Raw genomic sequence first — 21,705 nt, 5'->3', positions numbered from 1 at the left:
AATATTGAATCTATTTCACATGTATTGTTTTGCTGTGATAAAAGATACGCTATGCTCAAATACAGCTAAAAAAACTTATACATCCTACTGATCTCAATATTTTTAAATATTTCACTAGAGATAAATAAAATTTCTAAAAACCAAAACTTATCTTTTATTTATTGCTATATTCAGCTAAAAAGCATTTATGCTTATTCTTGCTATAGATACTGCTTCAATTTATTGTGCTGTCGCACTTGTTCAAAATAAATCTGTTATCGCACGCATCAGTCAATGTATTGGTAAAGGTCATGCTGAGAAACTCATTGGTCAAATTGAACAGCTAACTCATCAAGCAAATATCAAGCTTGATCAGATTAATCGCATTGCCGTCAATATTGGACCAGGATCATTTACAGGTATACGTGTAGGTATTGCTACAGCAAAAGCTTTGGCCTTAGCATTGGAAATTCCAGCTATTGGAATCAGCTCACTTGAAGCATTAGCTGCACAAGTAGCTAATAAACATATCACATCAATCATTACTGTTGTTATTGAAGCCGGTAGAGGAATGTTCTATCATCAAAATTTTAACAAAAATCTTATAGCTTTAAGCATGCCCAGCCTAAAAACTCCTGAAAATATTATCGCAGATCTATCCGAACACACTATGCTTACTGGCCCAGCTGCTGAAATTATTACTCTCTATATTAAAAACAATACAATGAGCAAAAAAATTATACTGGATTCCATTTCATGTGATGCTGCAGACGTTTTAACTTATGCATACCTAGCTGCAAATAAACAGCCCAAAATACCACTGCATCCCCTCTACTTACGCGATGCTGATGCAAAACAACAAACTGATTTTGCTTTACCACGAAAACAATAATGGCTAAATCTTTGTTAACAAAAAAAAATTTTATAATCGCACCATTAAGCTCTAAAGATAGTATTTTTCTTCATCAAATTCATAAAAATTGTTTTTCTATAGCGTGGACAAAACAAACATTTGAGGCTTTTTTAAAAGATCATTCTATCTTTGGCTATAAAGCCCATCTCATTGGGCAATCTCATCAAATTTTAGGATTTTGTCTCTGCCGTCTTATTCTTGGTGAAGCAGAAATTATAACGATTGCAGTTGATTCTAATAACCGTCAACAAAAAATTGGTCATTTTCTTATTGATAACATATTTCGCCACCTTCATCGTGAACGTGCAACGAAACTTTTTCTAGAAGTAGAAGAAACCAATCTTCCTGCCTTAGCCCTTTATAAACGATTTAAATTTCAAAAGATTGCTAAACGCCCAGCCTACTATCAATCACACAATGGACTCATAGATGCAATCATCATGCAAAAAACTTTCAAGCAAATAGATTGAGATTAAAAAAAAAAACGTTTAGAAACGCAATATGGATCATCGTACAAATTCTAAAAATATACTTCCCAGTGGCCCCAAAAAAGTTTTTATTAAAACTTATGGATGCCAAATGAATGTTTATGATAGCCAGCGAATGAATGATAGTTTAAGTGCTCAAGGTTATATTGCCACACAAACACCAAATGATGCAGACCTTATTCTGATTAATACCTGCCATATTCGAGAAAAAGCAGCAGAAAAACTTTACTCTGATCTTGGTCGCTTACAAATAATACGTCAAGGACGTACACATGATAAACCTTTGATGATCGGTGTTACAGGTTGTGTTGCGCAAGCCGAAGGCAATGAAATCTTGCGACGTGCACCAACCGTAGATTTTATCATTGGACCACAAATGTATCATCGGCTACCGGAACTATTAAAACAAGTCAAACAAGGAAAAAAAGTTGTTGAAACAGATTATGCCGTTGAAGATAAATTTTCTCATTTACCACCTCATAACAAACAAGCTGTTAGACAAAGAGGCATTAGTGCATTTTTAACAGTGCAAGAAGGTTGCGATAAATTTTGTACCTTTTGCGTTGTTCCCTATACACGGGGTGCAGAAATATCCCGATCCGTTAAGCAAATCACTGCTGAAGCGCACCAACTTATTGAAGCAGGTGTAAAAGAAATTACACTCCTTGGGCAAAATGTAAACGCATGGCATGGACAGAGTATCGATGGAAAAACTTGGCGCCTTGGAGATCTTCTTCATCATCTGGCCAAAATTGATGGTTTAAAACGATTACGTTATACAACAAATCATCCACGTGATATGGATGACAGTCTTATTGCTGCACATCGAGATCTTGATATACTTATGCCTTATCTGCATCTTCCTGTTCAGTCAGGCTCAGATCGTATCCTGAAAGCAATGAATAGACAACACAAAAGTATTCATTATCTTAATCTCATCGATAAGATCCGTGCTGCAAAGCCTGATATTGCTTTTTCAGGCGATTTCATTGTAGGATTCCCAGGTGAAACTGACGAAGATTTTGAAGAAACTATCAAGCTTATTAAACAAGTAGGCTATAGTTCGGCTTATTCTTTTAAATATTCACCTCGGCCTGGTACAGTCGGTGCAACAATGAAAAATCACGTTGATGAAACGGTGAAAAATACTCGCCTCCAGCATTTACAAGCCATTCTTCTCGATCAACAGCATACATTCTTACACTCTAAAATTGGTCAAACAACTGATATTCTTATTGAAAAAATTGGTCGTCACTCTGGGCAAATGATAGGACGCTCCCCTTGGCTTTTACCTGTTGTTATAAATACACAAGCCCCTATTGGAACTATTATGAAAATTCGTATTACAAATGCAAGCTCTAATAGTTTCATCGGTGAAAAAACCGACATATATTAAATATTAAAGAAATTTTATAATTCTATTTAAAAATATAATCTTAAAAAGCTATTTCACTTTTAAAGACAAATGATTATATTAAGGCTATAATGTAAACAGATAAGGAGTATGGGTTGAAAGCATCAACCAAAAAATCGAAGCAAATTCCAAAGATAAAAAGTATCTCCTCTCAAAATACAGGTATCTTAAAAAAAGCTAATACTAATCATGTTGTTTTAACATTTGAAAACAACAATACTGCAAAAATAGTTTTTGGTAAATTTGATGAAAATCTTGCTTATCTTGAAAAGAAACTCAAGCTTGATATCCGTCCACACGGTAACAAAATTTTAATCTATGGAACAGCTATTGCCGTACAACAGGCACACTATGTATTAGATCAACTTTATCAAAAAGCAAAAGCACATCCAGAGCTTACTCTATCAGATATAGAAAGTGCAATCGCTATGGCAAATTTGCCTGATGAACAACAAAAAAAACTTCAAATAACTCAACCTTCTGCAAAGCAAACGCTAGCACAACTTAATACCCATAAAAAAACAATCTATGCTCGTACTTTAACACAAGACATTTATATGCGTGCCATGGAACATGCTGAACTTATTTTTGGAATAGGTCCAGCAGGCACTGGAAAGACATATCTTGCCGTTGCTCATGCTGTCATGCTTCTTAAATATGGTATCATTGAACGAATTATTCTCTCACGTCCAGCCATTGAGGCTGGAGAACATCTTGGCTTCCTTCCCGGTAATCTTAAAGAAAAAGTTGATCCCTATTTACGTCCCCTTTACGATGCTCTGTATGATATGATACCTGCTGAAAAAGTAGAACGCATTTTAACCTCTGGAGTTATAGAAATCGCTCCTCTAGCCTTCATGCGTGGACGAACACTTGCTCATTCAGCAATAATCCTTGATGAGGCACAAAATACTACACCTATGCAGATGAAAATGTTCCTTACACGCCTTGGAGAAGGATCACGGATGATTATAACGGGTGATTTAAGCCAAATTGACTTGCCTGCAGGACAAAAATCAGGTTTAGTGGAAGCAATTCGTATCCTTTCAGATATAGAAAATATTAAAATTATTCATTTTAATGAAAAAGATGTTGTACGGCACCCTCTTGTTTCCACTATCATTCAAGCCTATGATCGTGATTCTATTGAACAGAAAAAGCAATACAACTCCTAAGCTTTCCATAAAAAAATGAGTGCAATTTCTCATGGTTTCTATTGATATAACTATTGAAAGTGCTAAATGGAATAATGAGAAAATGCTTTATAATATCACTGAAAAGGCTCTAGTTACTACATTGCAGCATTTATCATTAAATGAAATAACAAGTGAGCTCAGCCTGCTTTTTACAGATGATACGCATATGGCACAAATTAACGCACGATGGCGTAATCACAATAAACCCACAAATGTTTTATCCTTTCCTGCTTTTCCTCTTAAAGCTGGACAAAATCCTAAGCTTATGCTTGGTGATATCGTTATTGCGCAAGAAACTGTTATGCGAGAAGCAGAAGAAGAAAAAAAATCATTTCAGGATCACTTAACGCATATAATCATTCACGGTATCCTTCACCTTCTTGGTTATGATCATGAAACAAATGATGAAGCTAATCAAATGGAAAAACTAGAAAAAGAAATACTTCAAAAGCTAACTATAAAAGATCCCTATACTAAGTTGTTATAAAATGATAAAAGTTAAACTTAAACTTAGGTTTACAAATAATAAAATTTAAAATAATTGACGCAGCTATTATAATTGAGAAAGTTTAGAAAATTTTAAAGCTATGGCGGATAAAATTAATACAAAAAATAATACTCAAATATCTTCTAATCCTGAAGAATATTCTCTACAAAAAACAAGCTATAAAAAGAAAAATTCATTGCTAAGCTCTCTATTTTCATTTTTACGTAGACGCAACCATACATCACTACGTGATGGTCTTACTAATGTACTTGCTGCTGATAATGAGAAGGAAACAACACTTTTTTCTCCTGAAGAACGCACTATGCTTCATAATATTTTATGCCTACGAGAAGCACGTGTTGATAATATTATGATTCCACGTTCCGAAATAGAAGCATTGGAAATCAATACTCCCCTTGGCGAAGCTCTTAGATTTTTTGCAAAAATTGGACATTCACGCATACCTGTATACGCTGAAACATTAGATGATCCACGAGGTATGATTCACATCCACGATATCCTCAATTATATAACCTCTTTTATTACCAGCTCTACTCGAAATGAACAAAAATATGACTCTCTACAATTGAATCATAAAGATTTACAACACCCTATTGGTGAACTAGATCTTATTAGAACAGTTCTATTTGTGCCTCGTTCTATGCTCGCAAGCAAATTATTAACACGTATGCAAACCACACGAACACAAATGGCTTTAGTTATCGATGAATATGGTGGTACAGATGGTTTGGTGTCTATGGAAGATATTGTCGAATTAGTTGTTGGTGATATTGAAGATGAACATGATAATATTGATAACGCTATCATACGCCAACCTGATAATAAATGGTTGGTTGATGCAAAGACTGAATTAAAAGATTTGGAAAAAGCTCTTGGTCCTGATTTTGTCGTGGGAGAATATGGAGATGAAGTGGACACCATTGGTGGTTTAATCTTTTCTATTCTTGATCGCATTCCCTCAAAAGGTGAAATTATTGAAACTGTACCAGGTTATCGTTTTCGTATTTTAGAAGCTGATAAACGTCGAATTAAACGATTATGTATTTTTCGTATCTCAGAAAATGAAAATCTTAAGGAACAACAATCTTATAAGGATAGCTAATTATTGTTAAAGAAGCTCAACCTTCTCCTGCTTTCCATCACTGGTTGGAAACGGCAAATATGTGTTTTTTTATGTGGTGCTTTAACGTCTTTTGCACTTCCCCCCTTTTATTTAACGCCCATTTGCTTTTTAACATTTCCCATTTTCATTATTTTTCTCGATAAAATCAATACTATCCAAAACAACAAAAAACGCCTTTTAACAAACGCACTAGCTTTTGGAAATTTTGGTTTTGGTTATTTTTTTTGTAGCCTTTGGTGGTTAAGTAATGCATTATTAATAGATCCAGCCTCTTTTGCTTGGGCATTACCATTCTCTATTTTTTGTCTTCCTGCTTATCTTTCTTTTTATTGGTTTTTTGCTGGTATAATTGTTTCCTTATTATGGACAAAAAACATAGCACGCTTCTTTATATTAGCTTTCTCACTCGGATTAGCAGAGTGGTTGCGCGCTATTCTATTGACGGGTTTTCCATGGAATGCTCTCGGTTATACAGCTATGCCAACCCCAATGTTCATGCAATCAGATATGATTGTAGGACTCTATGGAATGAATATTCTTGCTACTTTATGCTATAGTTTACCAACTGTTTTATTAACAAATGAAAAAAAATTCTCAGCACTTTTACTTTGTTTTCTTCTTATATTAGCCCATAGTGGATTTGGATTTTATCGTTTGAAAACAGCGCCGAATATAGCAGAGTACCGCAATAATAACCATTGGGTGCGTATTGTTCAACCCTCTATCCAACAAACCACCAAAATGAGCAATACGAAAAGAAAAGATATATTTGCAGCACATCTAAACTTAAGTATTAAAACAGCCATTAGCCAGAATCCAGAGCCTGATTTTATCATATGGCCAGAAGCTTCTCTTCCTTATATTCTTAGTAATACGTCTTCTATTCTTACAAAGCATATTGGCTCTTTTCTAAAACCCCAACAATGGGCTATTATCGGCGCCATCCGAACCGGTGATGCCTCCCCTCCTTATACCCAAATACAATATTTTAATACAATTGCAGTCATTGATGCCAAAGGTGATATTCTTCACATATCTGATAAACTTCATCTCGTCCCTTTTGGTGAATACCTTCCATATCAAAATTTACTAAAAAAGATAGGCTTGCATGTTCTCGCTGATACTATTGATGGATATACTGCTGCAAATGTGCGAAGAACCGTTATGATGCCAAATGGTTTTTCTTACCTTCCACTTATTTGTTATGAAGCTATATTTCCTAATATAACAGCTTTTAAAGGTCCTCCCCCTCAAGCAATTATTAATATAACAAATGATGCATGGTTTGGTAGAACACCTGGCCCATATCAACATTTTCAACAAGCGCAACTTCGTGCCATTGAACTGGGAATACCTCTTATTAGAGCAGCAAATAATGGAATATCAGCTGTTATTGATCCTTATGGAAGAATTGTTTCCTCCCTTGAATATAATATTATTGGCGCTCTTGATACACCGATCCCACAACCAATCAACACTATTTGGAACAATAAATACAGAACATTCTCTACTTTCATCTTATTCATTCTTATGCTATTGTATCGTATTAGTTTTGGTTCTACAAAACAGCTTGAATGATTGAGTACTTATGTACAATATCATGTTATGTGTACCAGTAACGTCAAGAAAAGTATTATATATCATCTTCATTTATAATAAACTAACCTCACATGCACCTAATGTTTGTTTGGAAACAAAGCGCTGAAAATAAAGAGTTGCATTATGACCAAAACTAGAAAAAAACCCGATCCAATGGATATTTATGTTGGAACCCGTATTCGTTTGCGTCGTAATATATTAGGTCTTACTCAAGAAAAACTCGGTGAAAAATTAGGTATTACTTTTCAACAAATTCAAAAATATGAAAAAGGAACAAATCGTGTTGGAGCAAGCCGCCTTCAAGCAATTGCAGAAATTATGGATGTTCCAGTCTCCTATTTTTTTGATAAAGGAATTAGTATACAATCTTTAGAAGGTTTTACGGAAAGTGATAATAATTTTATAGATTTTTGTTCTAGTAGTGAAGGCATTCAATTAATGCGTGCTTTTACCAATATATCTGATGCTAAAGTGCGTCGAAAAATTATTGATTTAGCGAAGGCTCTTTCTGAAGAAGATCATAACGATGAGCTATAAAATTATATTCTTTTTTACATTATTATTGACGATTTGGCATAGGATTGGCAAATAAAGCAAATTTGAGTCTACCAAACATGAAATATTGACTTCTTTTTTATTTGAGAGAGTTCCTATGCCGCATCGGAATTATTTTTTTACAAGTGAGTCGGTATCGGAAGGACATCCCGATAAAATTTGTGACCGTATTTCGGATGAAATCGTTGATATGGTTTACAGAGAATCTCACAAAGCCAAAACTAATCCATGGTTAATACGAGTTGCTTGTGAAACTTTAGTAAGTGTCAATCGTGTTGTCATAGCTGGTGAGGTACGTGTTCCCGATACACTCTTAAAAAAAGATAAAAACGGTCAATTTATACGCGATAAGGCTGGCTCTCTTATTGTGAATCCTACCCCTTTTCGTAAAGTTGTACGTCACGCCATTCGTGCTATTGGCTACGAACAAGAAGATTTTCATTGGAAAACCGTTAAAATTGATGTTCTTTTACGCCCTCAATCAGCTGATATCGCACAAGGAGTTGATCATGCCATTGATCGTCATGGCGAAGAAGGAGCAGGTGATCAAGGCATTATGTTTGGATATGCTTGCCGTGAAACACCAGATCTCATGCCTGCACCAATTTATTATGCACATAAGATTTTAGAACATCTTGCAATAGCCCGTCATAAAAAAGAGGGAGAAACTGGTAAATTAGGACCAGATGCTAAAAGCCAAATAACAATAGAATACAAAAATGGCAAACCTGCGGAAGTGACATCTATTGTCCTTTCAGTACAACACCTTGATGAAAGCTGGGATTCGAATAAAGTCCGTACAATTGTTGAACCCTATATTTTGCAAGCTTTACATGATATCCCAATCTCCAATCAATGCAGATGGTATATTAATCCAACAGGAAAATTTGTTATTGGTGGTCCTAAAAGTGATGCGGGATTAACAGGACGGAAAATTATTGTGGATACGTATGGTGGTGCCGCACCTCATGGTGGTGGTGCTTTTTCAGGTAAAGATACAACAAAAGTTGATCGTTCTGCAGCTTATGCTGCACGCTACCTAGCTAAAAATATTGTTGCAGCTGATTTAGCAGATCAATGCACTATTCAGCTCTCCTATGCAATTGGCATTGCAGAACCTTTGTCCATTTATCTTAACCTCCATGGAACAGGCAAAGTAGATGAAAGTGCTATTGAAGCTGCAATTCCAAAAATAATGGATTTATCACCAACAGGCATCCGAAAGCATCTTGATCTCAACAAACCTATTTACGCAAAAACAGCAGCTTATGGCCATTTTGGACGCAAACCAGAGCATGATGGTTCATTTTCTTGGGAAAAAACTGATTTAGTTGGACAACTTAAAAAAATGATTAAAATATCATGACTACACATAAAACGCGTATGAGTGAAGCTTTTTTTGGTCGCCGACGAGGAAAACGGCTACGAAACAATCAAATTACACTTATAAATACGCTTCTTCCTACTCTTAACATTGATTTAAGCAAACCTGCACCTTTAAAGTTAGTATCTTTATTCACCAATCCAGTGGAAGAAGTTCGACTTGAAATTGGCTTTGGTAGCGGAGAACATCTACTCCATGAAATGAAGCGTTTTCCACACACTGGTTTTATAGGTATAGAACCTTTTATTAATGGAATGGCAAAAATATTATCATATACTGAAAAGCACAAAGAATATCAAAATCAACTTCGTCTTTATAACGATGATGCTACACATTTTCTTGATTGGTTACCAACAGAATCTCTTGATGGAATAGATTTGTTTTATCCTGACCCATGGCCTAAAAAAAAGCATTGGAAACGACGGTTCATTAATGAAAAAAATCTAAACCGTTTTTCTCGAGTTCTCAAAGACGGTAAAAAATTCCGCTTTTCTAGTGATATAGATGACTATATCAATTGGACGCTTTATCATTGTATTCAACACAATAGTTTTGAATGGCTCGCAGAAAAACCTACAGACTGGAAAATTCCCTATCCACTATGGCCAAGCACCCGATATGAAGCCAAAGCCCTATGTGAAGGTAGAACACCCACTTACCTTACTTTTATTAAACAATAAAAGATAAAATGCTTTACTATAAATAACTTGTAAAATTCTCTGTTTAAGAGTATAAAGAGATAGATTTTCGCCCTTATGATGAGGAGTGGTCCAATTGGAGCCACTCTTTTTTATTGTAAGTTCGATAAAAATTTGGATGAACCATATGAATGAAATTGAAAGAATGGATGATATTGATGAACCGCGTTTGTTTGAAGAAGATGGCGTTGCGGCACGTGTTTCTGCTCTTATTATACCATTACTAAAACCTTTAGGTTTTCGGTTAGTTCGCACAAAACTTTTGGGCTTAAATGGTTTAACACTTCAGATTATGGTTGAACGCACTAATGGCACCATGACAATAGAAGATTGCGAAATAGTTAGTCGAGCTGTTGCCCCTCTCCTTGACGTAGAAAATATTATTGAACGCAAGTATCACTTAGAAGTTTCATCTCCTGGTATTGATCGGCCACTCGTAAGAAAATCTGATTTTATTCATTGGCAAGGACATCTCGCAAAAATTGAAACTAGTACTATTATTGATGGACGCCAGAAATTGCGTGGTAAGCTTAAAGATATTACACAAAATGGATTTACTTTAAATATCGAGAAGACAGCTCATAGAGAAAAAGTAAATGTATTTATTTCTTTTTCTAATATTACTAATGCGCACTTAATCCTCACCGACGAACTTATTCGTGATACATTGAAAAAAAATAAAGATTTAGACAAACAATTAATTTCGGATGATAATCTTAAACCTCTCAAGAACGAAAACAACTATAACACTTAAATATTAACAGACCCCCTGCCCTCATGTGGCATAAAAAAGGAGAAAATCAATGGCTATAAGCGCTAACAGGCTTGAACTTCTGCAAATTGCAGATGCTGTTGCACGTGAGAAGTCAATTGACCGTGAAATTGTCATTTCTGCAATGGCTGATGCTATTCAAAAAGCAGCACGTTCTCGTTATGGCCAAGAAACCAACATCCGTGCTGAGATCAATTCTAAAACAGGTGAAATTAAATTACAACGTCTTCTTAAAGTTGTTGATGTCGTTGAAGATTATACAACTGAAATAGCTTTATCGGATGCCCTAAAACGCAAAGAAGATGCAAAAGTCGGTGATTTTCTTTCCGATCTTTTACCTCCCATGGATTTTGGACGCATTGCAACACAATCTGCTAAACAAGTTATTGTGCAAAAAGTACGTGATGCAGAACGTAATCACCAATTCGAAGAATTCAAAAATAAAATTGGGGAAATTATTTCTGGTACAGTTAAACGTGTGGAATATGGCAATGTTATTGTTGATATAGGTCGTGGAGAAGCTATCGTGCGACGTGATGAATTAATTCCGCGGGAATCTTTTCATTATGGAGATCGCATTCGTGCGTTTGTTCATGATGTACACCGTGAACCAAGAGGACCACAAGTTTTCCTTTCACGGACACACCCTCAATTTATGGCAAAACTTTTCACTATGGAAGTCCCAGAAATTTATGATGGTATCATAGAAATTAAATCTGTTGCTCGTGATCCAGGCTCACGCGCAAAAATCGCTGTTGTTTCACGCGATGGCTCAATTGATCCCGTTGGTGCATGTGTTGGAATGCGAGGAAGCCGTGTTCAGGCTGTTGTTGCAGAATTACAAGGAGAAAAAATTGACATTATTCCTTGGTCGCCTGATGCTGCAACATTTGTCGTCAATGCACTGCAACCCGCTGAAGTTTCGAAAGTTGTTCTTGATGAAGATGCAGAACGTATTGAAGTCGTCGTACCTAGTGATCAGCTTAGTCTTGCAATTGGTCGACGTGGACAAAATGTGCGTTTAGCTTCGCAATTAACAGGATGGAATATTGATATTCTAACAGAACAAGAAGAATCTGAAAATCGTCATAAAGAATTCACTGAACGTAGCAAGCTTTTCATGGAAACTTTAGATGTTGATGAAATGGTTGGGCAAGTTATGGCCTCAGAAGGTTTCACCTCAATTGAGGAAATCGCTTATGTTAATCTTGAAGAAATAGAGTCTATCGACGGCTTCGATCATGATACTGCTTCAGAAATCCAAAATCGTGCACGTGAATATTTAGAACATAAAGAAAAAGAGCTCAACGAAAAGCGTAAAGAGCTTGGTGTTTCAGATGAATTGCAAACACTGCCTAGTATAACAAATGCTATGCTAGTTGCTATAGGTGAGGATGGTGTAAAAACAATAGAGGATTTTGCAGGCTATGCAGTTGATGATCTCGTTGGATGGAGAGAATGTAAAGAAGGTCAAACACAAAATTTTCCTGGCATCTTGACACCTTTTGATATTACCCGTGCGGATGCAGAAGCCATGGTGTTAGCAGCACGCGTGCAAGCAGGTTGGATAAATCAAGCTGATCTTATTAAACAACATCCTGTAGAAGGTGAAGCAATAGATAATTTGGATGCGGATAAATTTTAAATGAATGAGCGGACTTGTATTGTGACAAAAAAAAGTGCTTCAGCGGAAACGCTGATCCGTTTTGTCATTGGTCCAAATAATCAAATTATCCCTGATCTTAAAGCTAACTTACCCGGACGTGGTCTTTGGGTTTCTGCGCATCACACTATCATAGAAGAAGCAGTCAAACATAAAGCTTTTAGAAAAAATCTTAAAACAGATGTTGAGGTTTCTGAAAATCTCGCTCATATTGTGGACAAATTATTACTAAAAGCCGCACTTTCAAGCCTTTCTATGGCTCGAAAGGCGGGGACTATTGTCACAGGATCAACCAAAGTTGTTTCTACTATTCGTGCCGGCCAGGTTATTCTTGTTCTCCATGCAAAAGAAGCAAAAGAAGATGGAAAACGCAAAATTTCACAAGCCATCCACGCAATACAAAAAAAAGTAAATCAAAATATAAAAGTTATATCTTTATTTACAGGTGATGAAATGAGTATGGCTTTTGGAACTAATCCTGTGATACATGCTGCCTTATTGAATACGAAAGCTGCAGAGGGATTTATCAAAACGATATACAAATTAATCACTTATCGTGAGGATAAATGTAATAAGCTTAGTGCAATAACGGCAAAGGCCGTGAAGGAAATACAATGAGTGAAAAAAATAATGACAAAATAACAGCTAAAAAAACACTGACTTTAAAACGATCAGGATTAGAAACTAGTACAGTCAAACAAAATTTTAGCCATGGTCGTACAAAGGCTGTGGTTGTCGAAACTAAACGACGCAAAATTACACGCCCCGACGAAAAAACTGAAGCACCACAGCCTATTACTAAACCGCATGTAGTTCAACACTCCAAACCAAAATTTGAAGAAATACCGCCCAGCAAACCTATAGCGCCTAGCAACCTTTCATCAGCAGAAATAGAAGCGAGGCGCCGTGCTTTAGAAGAAGCACATATCCAAGAAAAAATAATACGTAAACAAGCTGAAAAAGAAAAACGTGACAAAGAACGTGAAGAACGTTTGCATTTACAAACTCATCAAGAAAAGCAAATATTACGAGAAAGTAAGAACACCACAGATCAAATTCCAACTCATACTTCTACACTCTCCTCAAAAGAATCTATCAAAGCAATAGATGTAAAAGCATTAGAAGCAGCTATGCCGCTTAAAAATATACCTATAGTGGAAAAACGTATTATAGATGATCATGATAATGAAGACAAACATAACCGGCGCACTAATTCTTCTAAACCAGAAATGCGTTCACCTAAAGTTGTAAAAGGAGCTGATGAACGTCGCCGAGGAAAACTTACTCTTCATAGTGCGTTGGATGAAGAAGGAAGTGGACGTGGACGTTCAATAGCAGCAATGCGTCGTCGGCAGGAAAAATTCAAACGTGCACAAAATCAAGAACCAAGAGAAAAAATTTCCCGTGAAGTTACTCTTCCTGAAACCATTACCATCCAAGAACTCGCTCAACGCATGACCGAACGTTCGGTTGATGTTATTAAATTTTTAATGAAACAAGGACAAATGATGAAGCCTGGTGATGTCATCGATGCGGATATTGCAGAGCTCATTGCTGTTGAATTTGGTCATACAGTTAAACGTGTTTCAGAATCTGATGTAGAAGATGGTATTTTCAATATCAGTGATGATCCGTTAAAGATGTGTCCACGTCCACCTGTTGTAACCATTATGGGTCATGTTGACCATGGAAAAACTTCTCTTCTTGATGCTATTCGTAAAGCCAATGTTGTTTCCAGTGAAGCAGGTGGAATTACACAGCATATCGGTGCTTATCAAGTTGAACAAAATGGTCAAAAGATTACTTTTATCGACACGCCTGGACATTCTGCTTTTACAGCCATGCGTGCTCGTGGTGCTCAAGTAACTGATATTGCTATTTTAGTAGTCGCCGCCGATGATAGTGTGATGCCACAAACAATTGAGTCCATTAATCATGCAAAAGCCGCTAATGTTCCCATTATTGTTGCTATTAACAAAATTGATAAACCAACTGCCGACGCACAAAAAGTACGTACAGAACTTTTGCAACATGAAGTTTTTGTTGAAGCCATGGGCGGTGAAACTTTAGAAGTTGAAGTTTCTGCCAAAACTGGACAAAACCTTGATAAACTTTTGGAAGCTATTCTTCTCCAAGCTGAGCTTCTTGATCTTAAAGCGAACTCAGAGCGAACAGCAGAAGGTGTTGTTATTGAAGCTAAACTTGATCGAGGACGGGGACCTGTTGCAACTGTTCTTATCCAAAAAGGTACATTACAACTTTCTGATATTATTGTTGCAGGCAATGAATGGGGACGTGTTCGTGCTTTAATTGATGATTGTGGTTGTCATATCAAAAAAGCAGGGCCTTCCACACCAATTGAAATTTTAGGCATGCAAGGTACACCACAAGCTGGTGACCGATTTGCTGTAGTGACAAATGAAGCAAAAGCAAGAGAAATAGCTGAATACCGCCAACACTTAGCTCGTGACAAAGCTGTAGCTCGACAAACTAGCTCTCGTGGTTCTCTTGAACAAATGATGACAAAATTACAAACTATTGGTGTAAAAGAATTCCCACTTATCATCAAAGGAGATGTTCAAGGATCTATTGAAGCAATCACTTCAGCATTAGAAACACTAGGAAATGAGGAAGTGCGTGCACGCGTCGTACACTCGGGTGCTGGAGGTATTACTGAAAGTGATATTTCTCTCGCTGAAGCCTCTCAATCTGCTGTTATTGGCTTTAACGTTCGAGCGAATAAACAAGCAAGAGATGCAGCTAAAATTCAAGGAATTGAAATCCGTTATTATAACATCATTTATGATCTTGTTGACGATATAAAAGCAGCTATGTCAGGATTACTATCGCCAGAACAGCGCGAAACCTTCCTTGGTAATGCCGAAATTCTAGAAATCTTTAACATTACAAAAACTGGAAAAGTTGCTGGTTGTCGGGTTACAGAAGGAAAAATAGAAAGAGGAGCTGGCGTTCGGCTAATTCGAGACAATATCGTTATTCATGAAGGAAAACTTAAAACACTCAAACGCTTCAAAGATGAAGTCAGTGAAGTACAAGTTGGTCAAGAATGTGGAATGGCATTTGAAAACTATGATGACATTCGCGCGGGTGATATTATTGAAACTTTCCGAGTCGAGCATATTAATCGTACATTATAAGGCCACCTAAGAGCTTTCTTTATCTAATAGTTAAAAAAGAAAAGTATTAAACTTAATACAATCTTTCTATATTTTCTTATCTTTTAAGAGAACAAAAGGAAAACAGGATATAAAAGGTAATAATTTTGGTGAAAAATCCACATCCATCACAACGGCAATTAAGAGTAGGAGAACAGGTTCGCCACGCAATAGCTCATATATTGCAACGAGGTATTTTGCTTGATGATATCTTTAAAAATATTGTTATTTCTGTCTCTGAAGTGCGTATGTCATCGGATTTGAAAATTGCTACTTGCTTTGTTTCCTTTCTCAATACCGTGGATCAAACTTCTCATGATGCTATCATTAGTGCTTTAAATAAAAATAGTCGTTTTATCCGTGGAGCAATCAGTCATCAGTTACGGCAAATGAAATACATGCCTGCACTCCGTTTTCGTTTCGATAACAGTTTTGATAATTTTGCAAAAATTGATACTTTACTCCGATCACCTGAGGTTGCGCGTGATCTTCATAATGATAAACTTAAAGATCAAAAAACGTGACACGACAACGTACAAAAAAAGGTCGTTCTATTTCCGGCTGGATCATCCTAGATAAACCCAAAGGAATGAGTTCGACAGCAGCTGTTTCAAAAATCAAATGGCTTTTTAACGCACAAAAGGCTGGACATGCAGGGACGCTTGATCCACTTGCTTCTGGCTTATTGCCTATTGCGCTGGGAGAAGCAACAAAAACTGTTTCTTATGTTATGGAAGGTACCAAAACTTATCATTTTTGTGTAGCTTGGGGAGAAGAGCGTTCCACAGATGATCTAGAAGGTGAAATTACTAAAACATCTTCGATACGTCCAACACAAGAAAATATTCTTACTCTTTTACCAAAATATACAGGCATTATTTGGCAAAAACCTCCAAAATTTTCAGCAATTAAAATTGCTGGTAACCGTGCCTATGATTTAGCACGCAAAGGTACAAATATTGAAATTTCACCTCGTCAAGTGGAAATTAAAGCCCTCAAACTCATCGATACTACTGCTCAAGGACATTCTATTTTTGAAATGACATGTGGAAAAGGAACCTATGTACGTTCCTTAGCACGTGATATGGGACACGATCTCGGTTGTTATGGATATATTTCTGACCTACGCCGTATAAAAGTCGCGCCTTTTAAAGAAAATGATCTCATTACATGGGATGAATTAAAAGCTGCAATGCCTTGTAAAGAAACAGCAGATGAAAATTGTACTCTACCGAAGAGAGATTTCTCTGTACTTGATCAGTTATTGATTAAAACAGATGCTGCATTAAATTGCCTATCACACTACACTCTCAATAACACTCAAGCGATGCATATAAAGGTGGGTAAGTCAGTACCCTTATTTGAAAATAACATCTCTATTGATGAAGAAAATGTTTATGTCACTTACAAAAATCAGCTTCTTGCTATAGGTACAATTGATAAAAATCAATTCAAACCAAAACGGATTTTCACAATTTAATGAGCTGCTATTTCTAACACTAAGCTAAGCCCACTATAGAAGGCTGTTTTTCTGCACTAACACTAATAGCTATTTTCTATCTTATATTTCAATTCTATAACACTCAAATTACTGATTATTGGACAGTTTTAAATGTATTTCATTAATCTTTGGTACTGTTTGCCACTTAATCATGCGATGCACCTTTACGCTATTGGATATGCGATTTAATCTATCAAGATGTTTATTAACCTCTATATCTGCTTTTGTGCGACGGCGATTATGGCGCAAATAATCTACCCAAGTTGGTATATGGTAAGATTCTATCCAATATTCTGGCCTCTCAAGATCACGCAAAAGAATCCACTGGCGTGCTCCATCACGTAGTCGAATATGACGGCAACGTCTCATAACTTCAAGAAATTCTGCAAGATCATTTTCATTAATTTGATAATAAGTCATAATCATAATTGGACCACTTTGTCCTGCTAAACTTAATGAAGGTTCTGGCTCTTTAAATTGATCAAGCGGCTCAAAATTAATTTGAGGAATTTCTTGAATTCTGCATTTAATACCTGCAAGAGCTCCACAAATTAAGAATATCGCGCAAACATTCAAAGCAACTGTTAAAGAATAAACCTCCGCTAATACACCCCAAATTGCACTTCCAACAGCCATACCACCGTAAGACGCGGTTTGATAAAGAGCTAAAGCACGCGCAACAACCCAGCGTGGTGTAGAAAGCTGTACAGATGTATTAAAGAGTGATAATGCCAAAACCCAACATAAACCAGCAGGAAATAAAACAGAGTGGCTTATAAACAACGAACGACTCATTGCTAAAACAAAGCAAGAAAATGACAATCCAACAAATGCACCTGCAACAATTATTTCTGACTTAAAATGGCTTCGTACAAACGAATTAATCACACCAGCTGTAATAGCTCCCAGACCAAAACAACTAAGTAATGTACCATAAAATAGTGCATTCCCTTCAAAAAATTCATGTACAACGATTGGCAGTAATGCAAAAATAAAAACAGCACCAACACAAAAAAGGAATGATCTTACCATAATACTCAAAAGATTGGGAGACATCGCTACATAACGGATACCATCTGTTATAGCCCCTAAAAAACTCTCCCTTGGTAATGTATTGTTCTTGTAATTTGGCTTCCATAAAAACAAAACGCTAATCAAGGGAATATAACTCAATGCATTAACAAAAAAAGTTGTAATGCCACCCAAAGTAGAAATAATAGCTCCTCCAATAGAAGGTCCTACACTGCGCATCAAATTCAAACCAACACTATTCAAACTAACGGCAGTAGAAATATTTTCTCGGTCCACAATATCCCCTATTGTTGCTTGCCAAGAAGGATTATACAAAGCGGTTCCACATCCAATCAAAAATGTAAAGCATAAGAGAAGCCAGGGGGTCATTAATCCTATATAAGATAAAATAACCAAATTAATTGAGACAATCATCATAACAATTTGTGCAAAAAGCATAATATGACGCCGATTAAAATTGTCAGCTAATGCACCCGCCATCAGAGAAAAAACAACAAGTGGTAATGTCGTAGCACTTTGCACAAGCCCTACCATAAAATGAGAAGAACTAATCAATGTCATCATCCAGCTTGCTCCCACCGCCTGTACAAGACCACCTAAATTCGCTACAAGAGTAGCAACCCATAAATTTCTGAATGTTGAATTATGAAAAATCTCTAACGTTGAAACTTTCTGCATCTTTTGTCTCCAAATCAGCAGCTCATTCATCCCTTTACTATGAGTACATCATGTAAAGTTATCACCTTATCTATTTAGAACAATAATTCTTTAAGAAACTTTCATAAAAAATCTTAAAATAAATATTTGCCAAAATAAACTTATATAAAGAAAATCTTCAAGGGCTAGTATTTTAACTTTATTTCCTATATAAGTACCAAATATCAGTATCAAAGCAAGTAAGATTTTCTCTCTTCTTGTTCTTTTATAGCCTTTGCTGGACGACATCTTGGCTACGGGTGTTTTTTGCTTATTTTTTGAAAGGACAATACGATGTCGATTACTGCTGAGCGTAAAAAAGCTCTTATTACAGAATATAAAACTAAAATCGGTGACACAGGTTCACCAGAAGTTCAGGTTGCTGTTCTTTCTGAGCGTATTTCTAATTTAACCAACCACTTTAAATCTCACAAAAAAGATAATCATTCTCGTCGGGGTCTTTTAAAGATGGTATCCCAACGTCGTCGACTTCTTGATTACCTAAAAGGTGTTGATCAAGATCGCTATCAGAAACTTATCGAAAGATTAGGTCTGCGCCGTTGAAGAAAAGTAAGTAAGTATTTTTTACGAGAAATCACTCTTTTACTTTAATATACTGCTCGTAATCAAAGACTAATGAAGAATCGTGAGCAAGATTGCTGGGTGTTTCCATTTGATCTGTCATTTATTTCTCTCTATGCAAAATATAGAAATGTCTTGTTGTATTACCCATAACTTTGAAACATAACACAAAATCACAATGTAAATATTAGGTCATTAAGGATTAAAAATGTTTAAAACCCATAAGGTAGAAATTGAATGGGCCGGCCGGCCACTTATCCTCGAAACAGGAAAAATTGCACGTCAGGCAGATGGCGCGATTCTTGCTACATATGGTGAAACTGTTGTTTTGGCAACTGTCGTTTCAGCAAAAATCCCGAAACCAGATCAAAATTTTTTTCCGCTCACCGTTAATTATCAAGAAAAAAACTATGCAGTTGGTAAAATACCTGGAGGTTATTTAAAACGCGAAAACCGTCCAAGTGAAAGTGAGACCTTAATTTCACGGTTAATTGATCGTCCAATTCGCCCGCTCTTTGTTGATGGTTATAAAAATGATACACAAGTAATCGTTTCTGTCATCCAGCATGATTTAGAAAACAACCCTGATATTCTTGCTATAATTGCATCTTCTGCTGCACTAACTCTCTCAGGTATTCCTTTTATGGGCCCAATTGCCGCTGCTCGTATTGGTTACTGTAATGGACAATATATTCTTAATCCTAATATTGACGAGATGCCTGAATCAAAACTTGATCTCGTTGTTGCTGGAACAGAAAATGCTGTACTAATGGTTGAATCAGAAGCACATGAATTACCTGAAGATGTAATGTTAGACGCTGTCATGTTTGGTCAAAAAAGTTTTCAACCTGTAATTAATGCAATCATCAAACTTGCCGAAGTAGCTGCTAAAGAGCCCCGCGACTTTATTCCGGAGGATCTGTCTATCCTTGAAAAAGATATGCTTAAAATGATCGAACAAGATCTCAGAGACGTTTATACAATTACTGATAAACAAAAACGTCATGCTGCAATTGATCTTCTTAAAGAAGAAGTCATCAATAAATTCACACAAGAAACAGAAAAAAACTGTGAATTTAATACAGATCAGATTGCAACTGTTTTCAAACATTTGCAAGCAAAAATTGTACGCCAAAACATCCTTGATACGGGAAAACGCATTGATGGACGAAATCTTTCAGATGTTCGCTCAATTCAATCAGAAGTAGGTATTTTACCTCGTACACATGGATCAGCATTATTTACTCGTGGTGAAACACAAGCACTTGTCATAGCCACATTAGGAACTGGAGAAGATGAGCAATATATAGATTCCTTGACAGGCATGTATAAAGAAACATTCCTTCTTCATTATAATTTTCCACCTTTTTCAGTAGGTGAAATAGGTCGTATTGGTTCTCCAGGTCGCCGTGAAATTGGTCATGGTAAATTAGCGTGGCGTGCTATTCATCCCATGTTGCCGACAAAAGAATCATTTCCTTATACTATTCGTACTGTATCAGAAATTACTGAATCAAATGGATCTTCTTCAATGGCAACTGTTTGTGGAACTTCACTAGCACTCATGGATGCAGGTGTTCCTTTAGCCAACCCTGTTGCTGGTATTGCAATGGGTTTGATTAAAGAAGGTGAACAATTTGCTGTTCTATCAGATATTTTAGGGGATGAAGATCACCTTGGTGATATGGATTTCAAAGTAGCAGGTACAGAAAACGGAATTACTTCTCTGCAAATGGACATAAAAATTGACGGCATTACTGAAGAAATTATGAAAATCGCACTTGCACAAGCTAAGGATGGTCGAATCCATATTCTCAATGAAATGGCAAAGGCCTTAGCTCGTGCACGTAGTGAACTCAGCGAATTTTCTCCACGTATTGAAATGATGAACATTCCTGTAGATAAAATTCGTGATGTTATTGGTTCTGGTGGTAAAGTAATAAGAGAAATTGTGGAAAAAACTGGAGCTAAAATTAATATTGAGGATGATGGAACAATTAAAATTGCTTCTTCTGATTTAAAAACCATTGAAGCAGCAAAAAATTGGATCCTTTCGATTGTTGATGAACCTGAAGTCGGTGCTATTTACCAAGGAACAGTTGTTAAAATTGCAGAATTTGGAGCGTTTGTTAATTTTTTTGGTTCTCGCGATGGACTTGTCCATATCTCCCAACTCGCGGTAGAACGGGTAGCAAAAACAACTGATATTGTCAAAGAAGGTGATAAGGTTTGGGTTAAATTAATGGGCTTCGATGAACGTGGTAAAATTCGGTTATCGATGAAAGTCGTAGATCAACAAACTGGAAAAGAGCTTATCCATGATGACTCAGTAGAAACAGAAAAAGGTGGTAATATTCATGAAAGGAATCCATCTGAAAAGAAAAACCGTCGTAAGAAAAAAGAAGATTAATTTTATTTTCTTACTG

General features: G+C 36.3%; 19 protein-coding genes. 18 read left to right on the top strand and 1 reads right to left on the bottom strand.

Annotated features, from left to right (window positions below):
- Positions 1 to 187 precede the first annotated feature (187 nt).
- The 16 genes from tsaB (at position 188) to truB (ending at position 16,948) form a co-directional block, all read left to right on the top strand.
- A complete protein-coding gene (gene tsaB, locus B11cv2_RS00200; RefSeq protein WP_100692811.1) occupies positions 188 to 871 on the top strand; it encodes a tRNA (adenosine(37)-N6)-threonylcarbamoyltransferase complex dimerization subunit type 1 TsaB in 684 nt (227 codons plus the stop codon).
- The gene (rimI, locus tag B11cv2_RS00195; protein ID WP_100692810.1) at positions 871 to 1,362 is read left to right on the top strand and encodes a ribosomal protein S18-alanine N-acetyltransferase; all 492 of its coding nucleotides are present in this window, start codon (positions 871 to 873) and stop codon (positions 1,360 to 1,362) included. Before tsaB ends, rimI begins: the two co-directional genes overlap by 1 nt.
- 31 nt (positions 1,363 to 1,393) lie before the next feature.
- Positions 1,394 to 2,776: a tRNA (N6-isopentenyl adenosine(37)-C2)-methylthiotransferase MiaB gene (gene miaB / locus B11cv2_RS00190; RefSeq protein ID WP_100692809.1), complete on the top strand. Its 1,383-nt coding sequence runs from the start codon at positions 1,394 to 1,396 to the stop codon at positions 2,774 to 2,776.
- Between the two features lie 113 nt (positions 2,777 to 2,889).
- The gene (locus B11cv2_RS00185; protein WP_100692808.1) at positions 2,890 to 3,969 is read left to right on the top strand and encodes a PhoH family protein; all 1,080 of its coding nucleotides are present in this window, start codon (positions 2,890 to 2,892) and stop codon (positions 3,967 to 3,969) included.
- Between the two features lie 31 nt (positions 3,970 to 4,000).
- Positions 4,001 to 4,477, top strand: a complete 477-nt coding sequence (gene ybeY, locus B11cv2_RS00180) for an rRNA maturation RNase YbeY (protein ID WP_100692807.1) — start codon at positions 4,001 to 4,003, stop codon at positions 4,475 to 4,477.
- Positions 4,478 to 4,577: 100 nt separating this feature from the next.
- Positions 4,578 to 5,600, top strand: a complete 1,023-nt coding sequence (locus B11cv2_RS00175; RefSeq protein ID WP_100692806.1) for a hemolysin family protein — start codon at positions 4,578 to 4,580, stop codon at positions 5,598 to 5,600.
- 3 nt (positions 5,601 to 5,603) lie between these two features.
- Positions 5,604 to 7,199 (top strand): apolipoprotein N-acyltransferase, encoded by a 1,596-nt coding sequence (gene lnt / locus B11cv2_RS00170; RefSeq protein WP_100692805.1) that lies wholly within the window; start codon positions 5,604 to 5,606, stop codon positions 7,197 to 7,199.
- 144 nt (positions 7,200 to 7,343) lie between these two features.
- Positions 7,344 to 7,757 carry a helix-turn-helix domain-containing protein gene (locus B11cv2_RS00165; RefSeq protein WP_100692804.1) on the top strand — a complete coding sequence of 138 codons (414 nt, stop codon included), beginning with the start codon at positions 7,344 to 7,346 and terminating at the stop codon, positions 7,755 to 7,757.
- 115 nt (positions 7,758 to 7,872) lie between these two features.
- Entirely contained in the window at positions 7,873 to 9,141 is a 1,269-nt protein-coding gene (gene metK / locus B11cv2_RS00160) for a methionine adenosyltransferase (protein WP_100692803.1), read from the top strand.
- Positions 9,138 to 9,839 carry a tRNA (guanine(46)-N(7))-methyltransferase TrmB gene (locus B11cv2_RS00155; protein ID WP_100692802.1) on the top strand — a complete coding sequence of 234 codons (702 nt, stop codon included), beginning with the start codon at positions 9,138 to 9,140 and terminating at the stop codon, positions 9,837 to 9,839. The genes metK and B11cv2_RS00155 overlap by 4 nt, the downstream gene beginning before the upstream one ends.
- Positions 9,840 to 9,984: 145 nt before the next feature.
- Positions 9,985 to 10,611 carry a ribosome maturation factor RimP gene (gene rimP, locus B11cv2_RS00150; RefSeq protein ID WP_100693910.1) on the top strand — a complete coding sequence of 209 codons (627 nt, stop codon included), beginning with the start codon at positions 9,985 to 9,987 and terminating at the stop codon, positions 10,609 to 10,611.
- A gap of 49 nt (positions 10,612 to 10,660) precedes the next feature.
- Positions 10,661 to 12,274, top strand: coding sequence for a transcription termination factor NusA (gene nusA, locus B11cv2_RS00145; RefSeq protein ID WP_100692801.1), 1,614 nt, complete (start codon positions 10,661 to 10,663; stop codon positions 12,272 to 12,274).
- Complete coding sequence (locus B11cv2_RS00140; RefSeq protein WP_100692800.1) at positions 12,275 to 12,910, top strand: RNA-binding protein; 636 nt, start codon at positions 12,275 to 12,277, stop codon at positions 12,908 to 12,910. It abuts the gene before it with no gap.
- A complete protein-coding gene (infB, locus tag B11cv2_RS00135) occupies positions 12,907 to 15,450 on the top strand; it encodes a translation initiation factor IF-2 (RefSeq protein WP_100692799.1) in 2,544 nt (847 codons plus the stop codon). The genes B11cv2_RS00140 and infB overlap by 4 nt, the downstream gene beginning before the upstream one ends.
- Positions 15,451 to 15,578: 128 nt before the next feature.
- A complete protein-coding gene (gene rbfA / locus B11cv2_RS00130; RefSeq protein ID WP_100692798.1) occupies positions 15,579 to 15,992 on the top strand; it encodes a 30S ribosome-binding factor RbfA in 414 nt (137 codons plus the stop codon).
- The gene (gene truB / locus B11cv2_RS00125; protein ID WP_100692797.1) at positions 15,989 to 16,948 is read left to right on the top strand and encodes a tRNA pseudouridine(55) synthase TruB; all 960 of its coding nucleotides are present in this window, start codon (positions 15,989 to 15,991) and stop codon (positions 16,946 to 16,948) included. The genes rbfA and truB overlap by 4 nt, the downstream gene beginning before the upstream one ends.
- A 108-nt stretch (positions 16,949 to 17,056) precedes the next feature.
- On the opposite strand, the gene B11cv2_RS00120 is transcribed toward truB, so the two are convergent.
- Entirely contained in the window at positions 17,057 to 18,679 is a 1,623-nt protein-coding gene (locus B11cv2_RS00120) for an MFS transporter (protein ID WP_100692796.1), read from the bottom strand.
- Between the two features lie 312 nt (positions 18,680 to 18,991).
- Here B11cv2_RS00120 and rpsO point away from each other — a divergent pair, with 312 nt between their 5' ends.
- Positions 18,992 to 19,261: a 30S ribosomal protein S15 gene (gene rpsO / locus B11cv2_RS00115; protein WP_078688232.1), complete on the top strand. Its 270-nt coding sequence runs from the start codon at positions 18,992 to 18,994 to the stop codon at positions 19,259 to 19,261.
- A 226-nt stretch (positions 19,262 to 19,487) separates the two neighbouring features.
- Positions 19,488 to 21,689 (top strand): polyribonucleotide nucleotidyltransferase, encoded by a 2,202-nt coding sequence (gene pnp / locus B11cv2_RS00110; protein ID WP_100692795.1) that lies wholly within the window; start codon positions 19,488 to 19,490, stop codon positions 21,687 to 21,689.
- Positions 21,690 to 21,705 lie beyond the last annotated feature (16 nt).

The sequence above is a fragment of the Bartonella sp. 1-1C genome, assembly GCF_002810325.1.
In the GTDB taxonomy this organism is placed as follows: Bacteria; Pseudomonadota; Alphaproteobacteria; order Rhizobiales; family Rhizobiaceae; genus Bartonella; species Bartonella rochalimae.
This window is presented reverse-complemented; position numbering and strand designations above follow the sequence as displayed.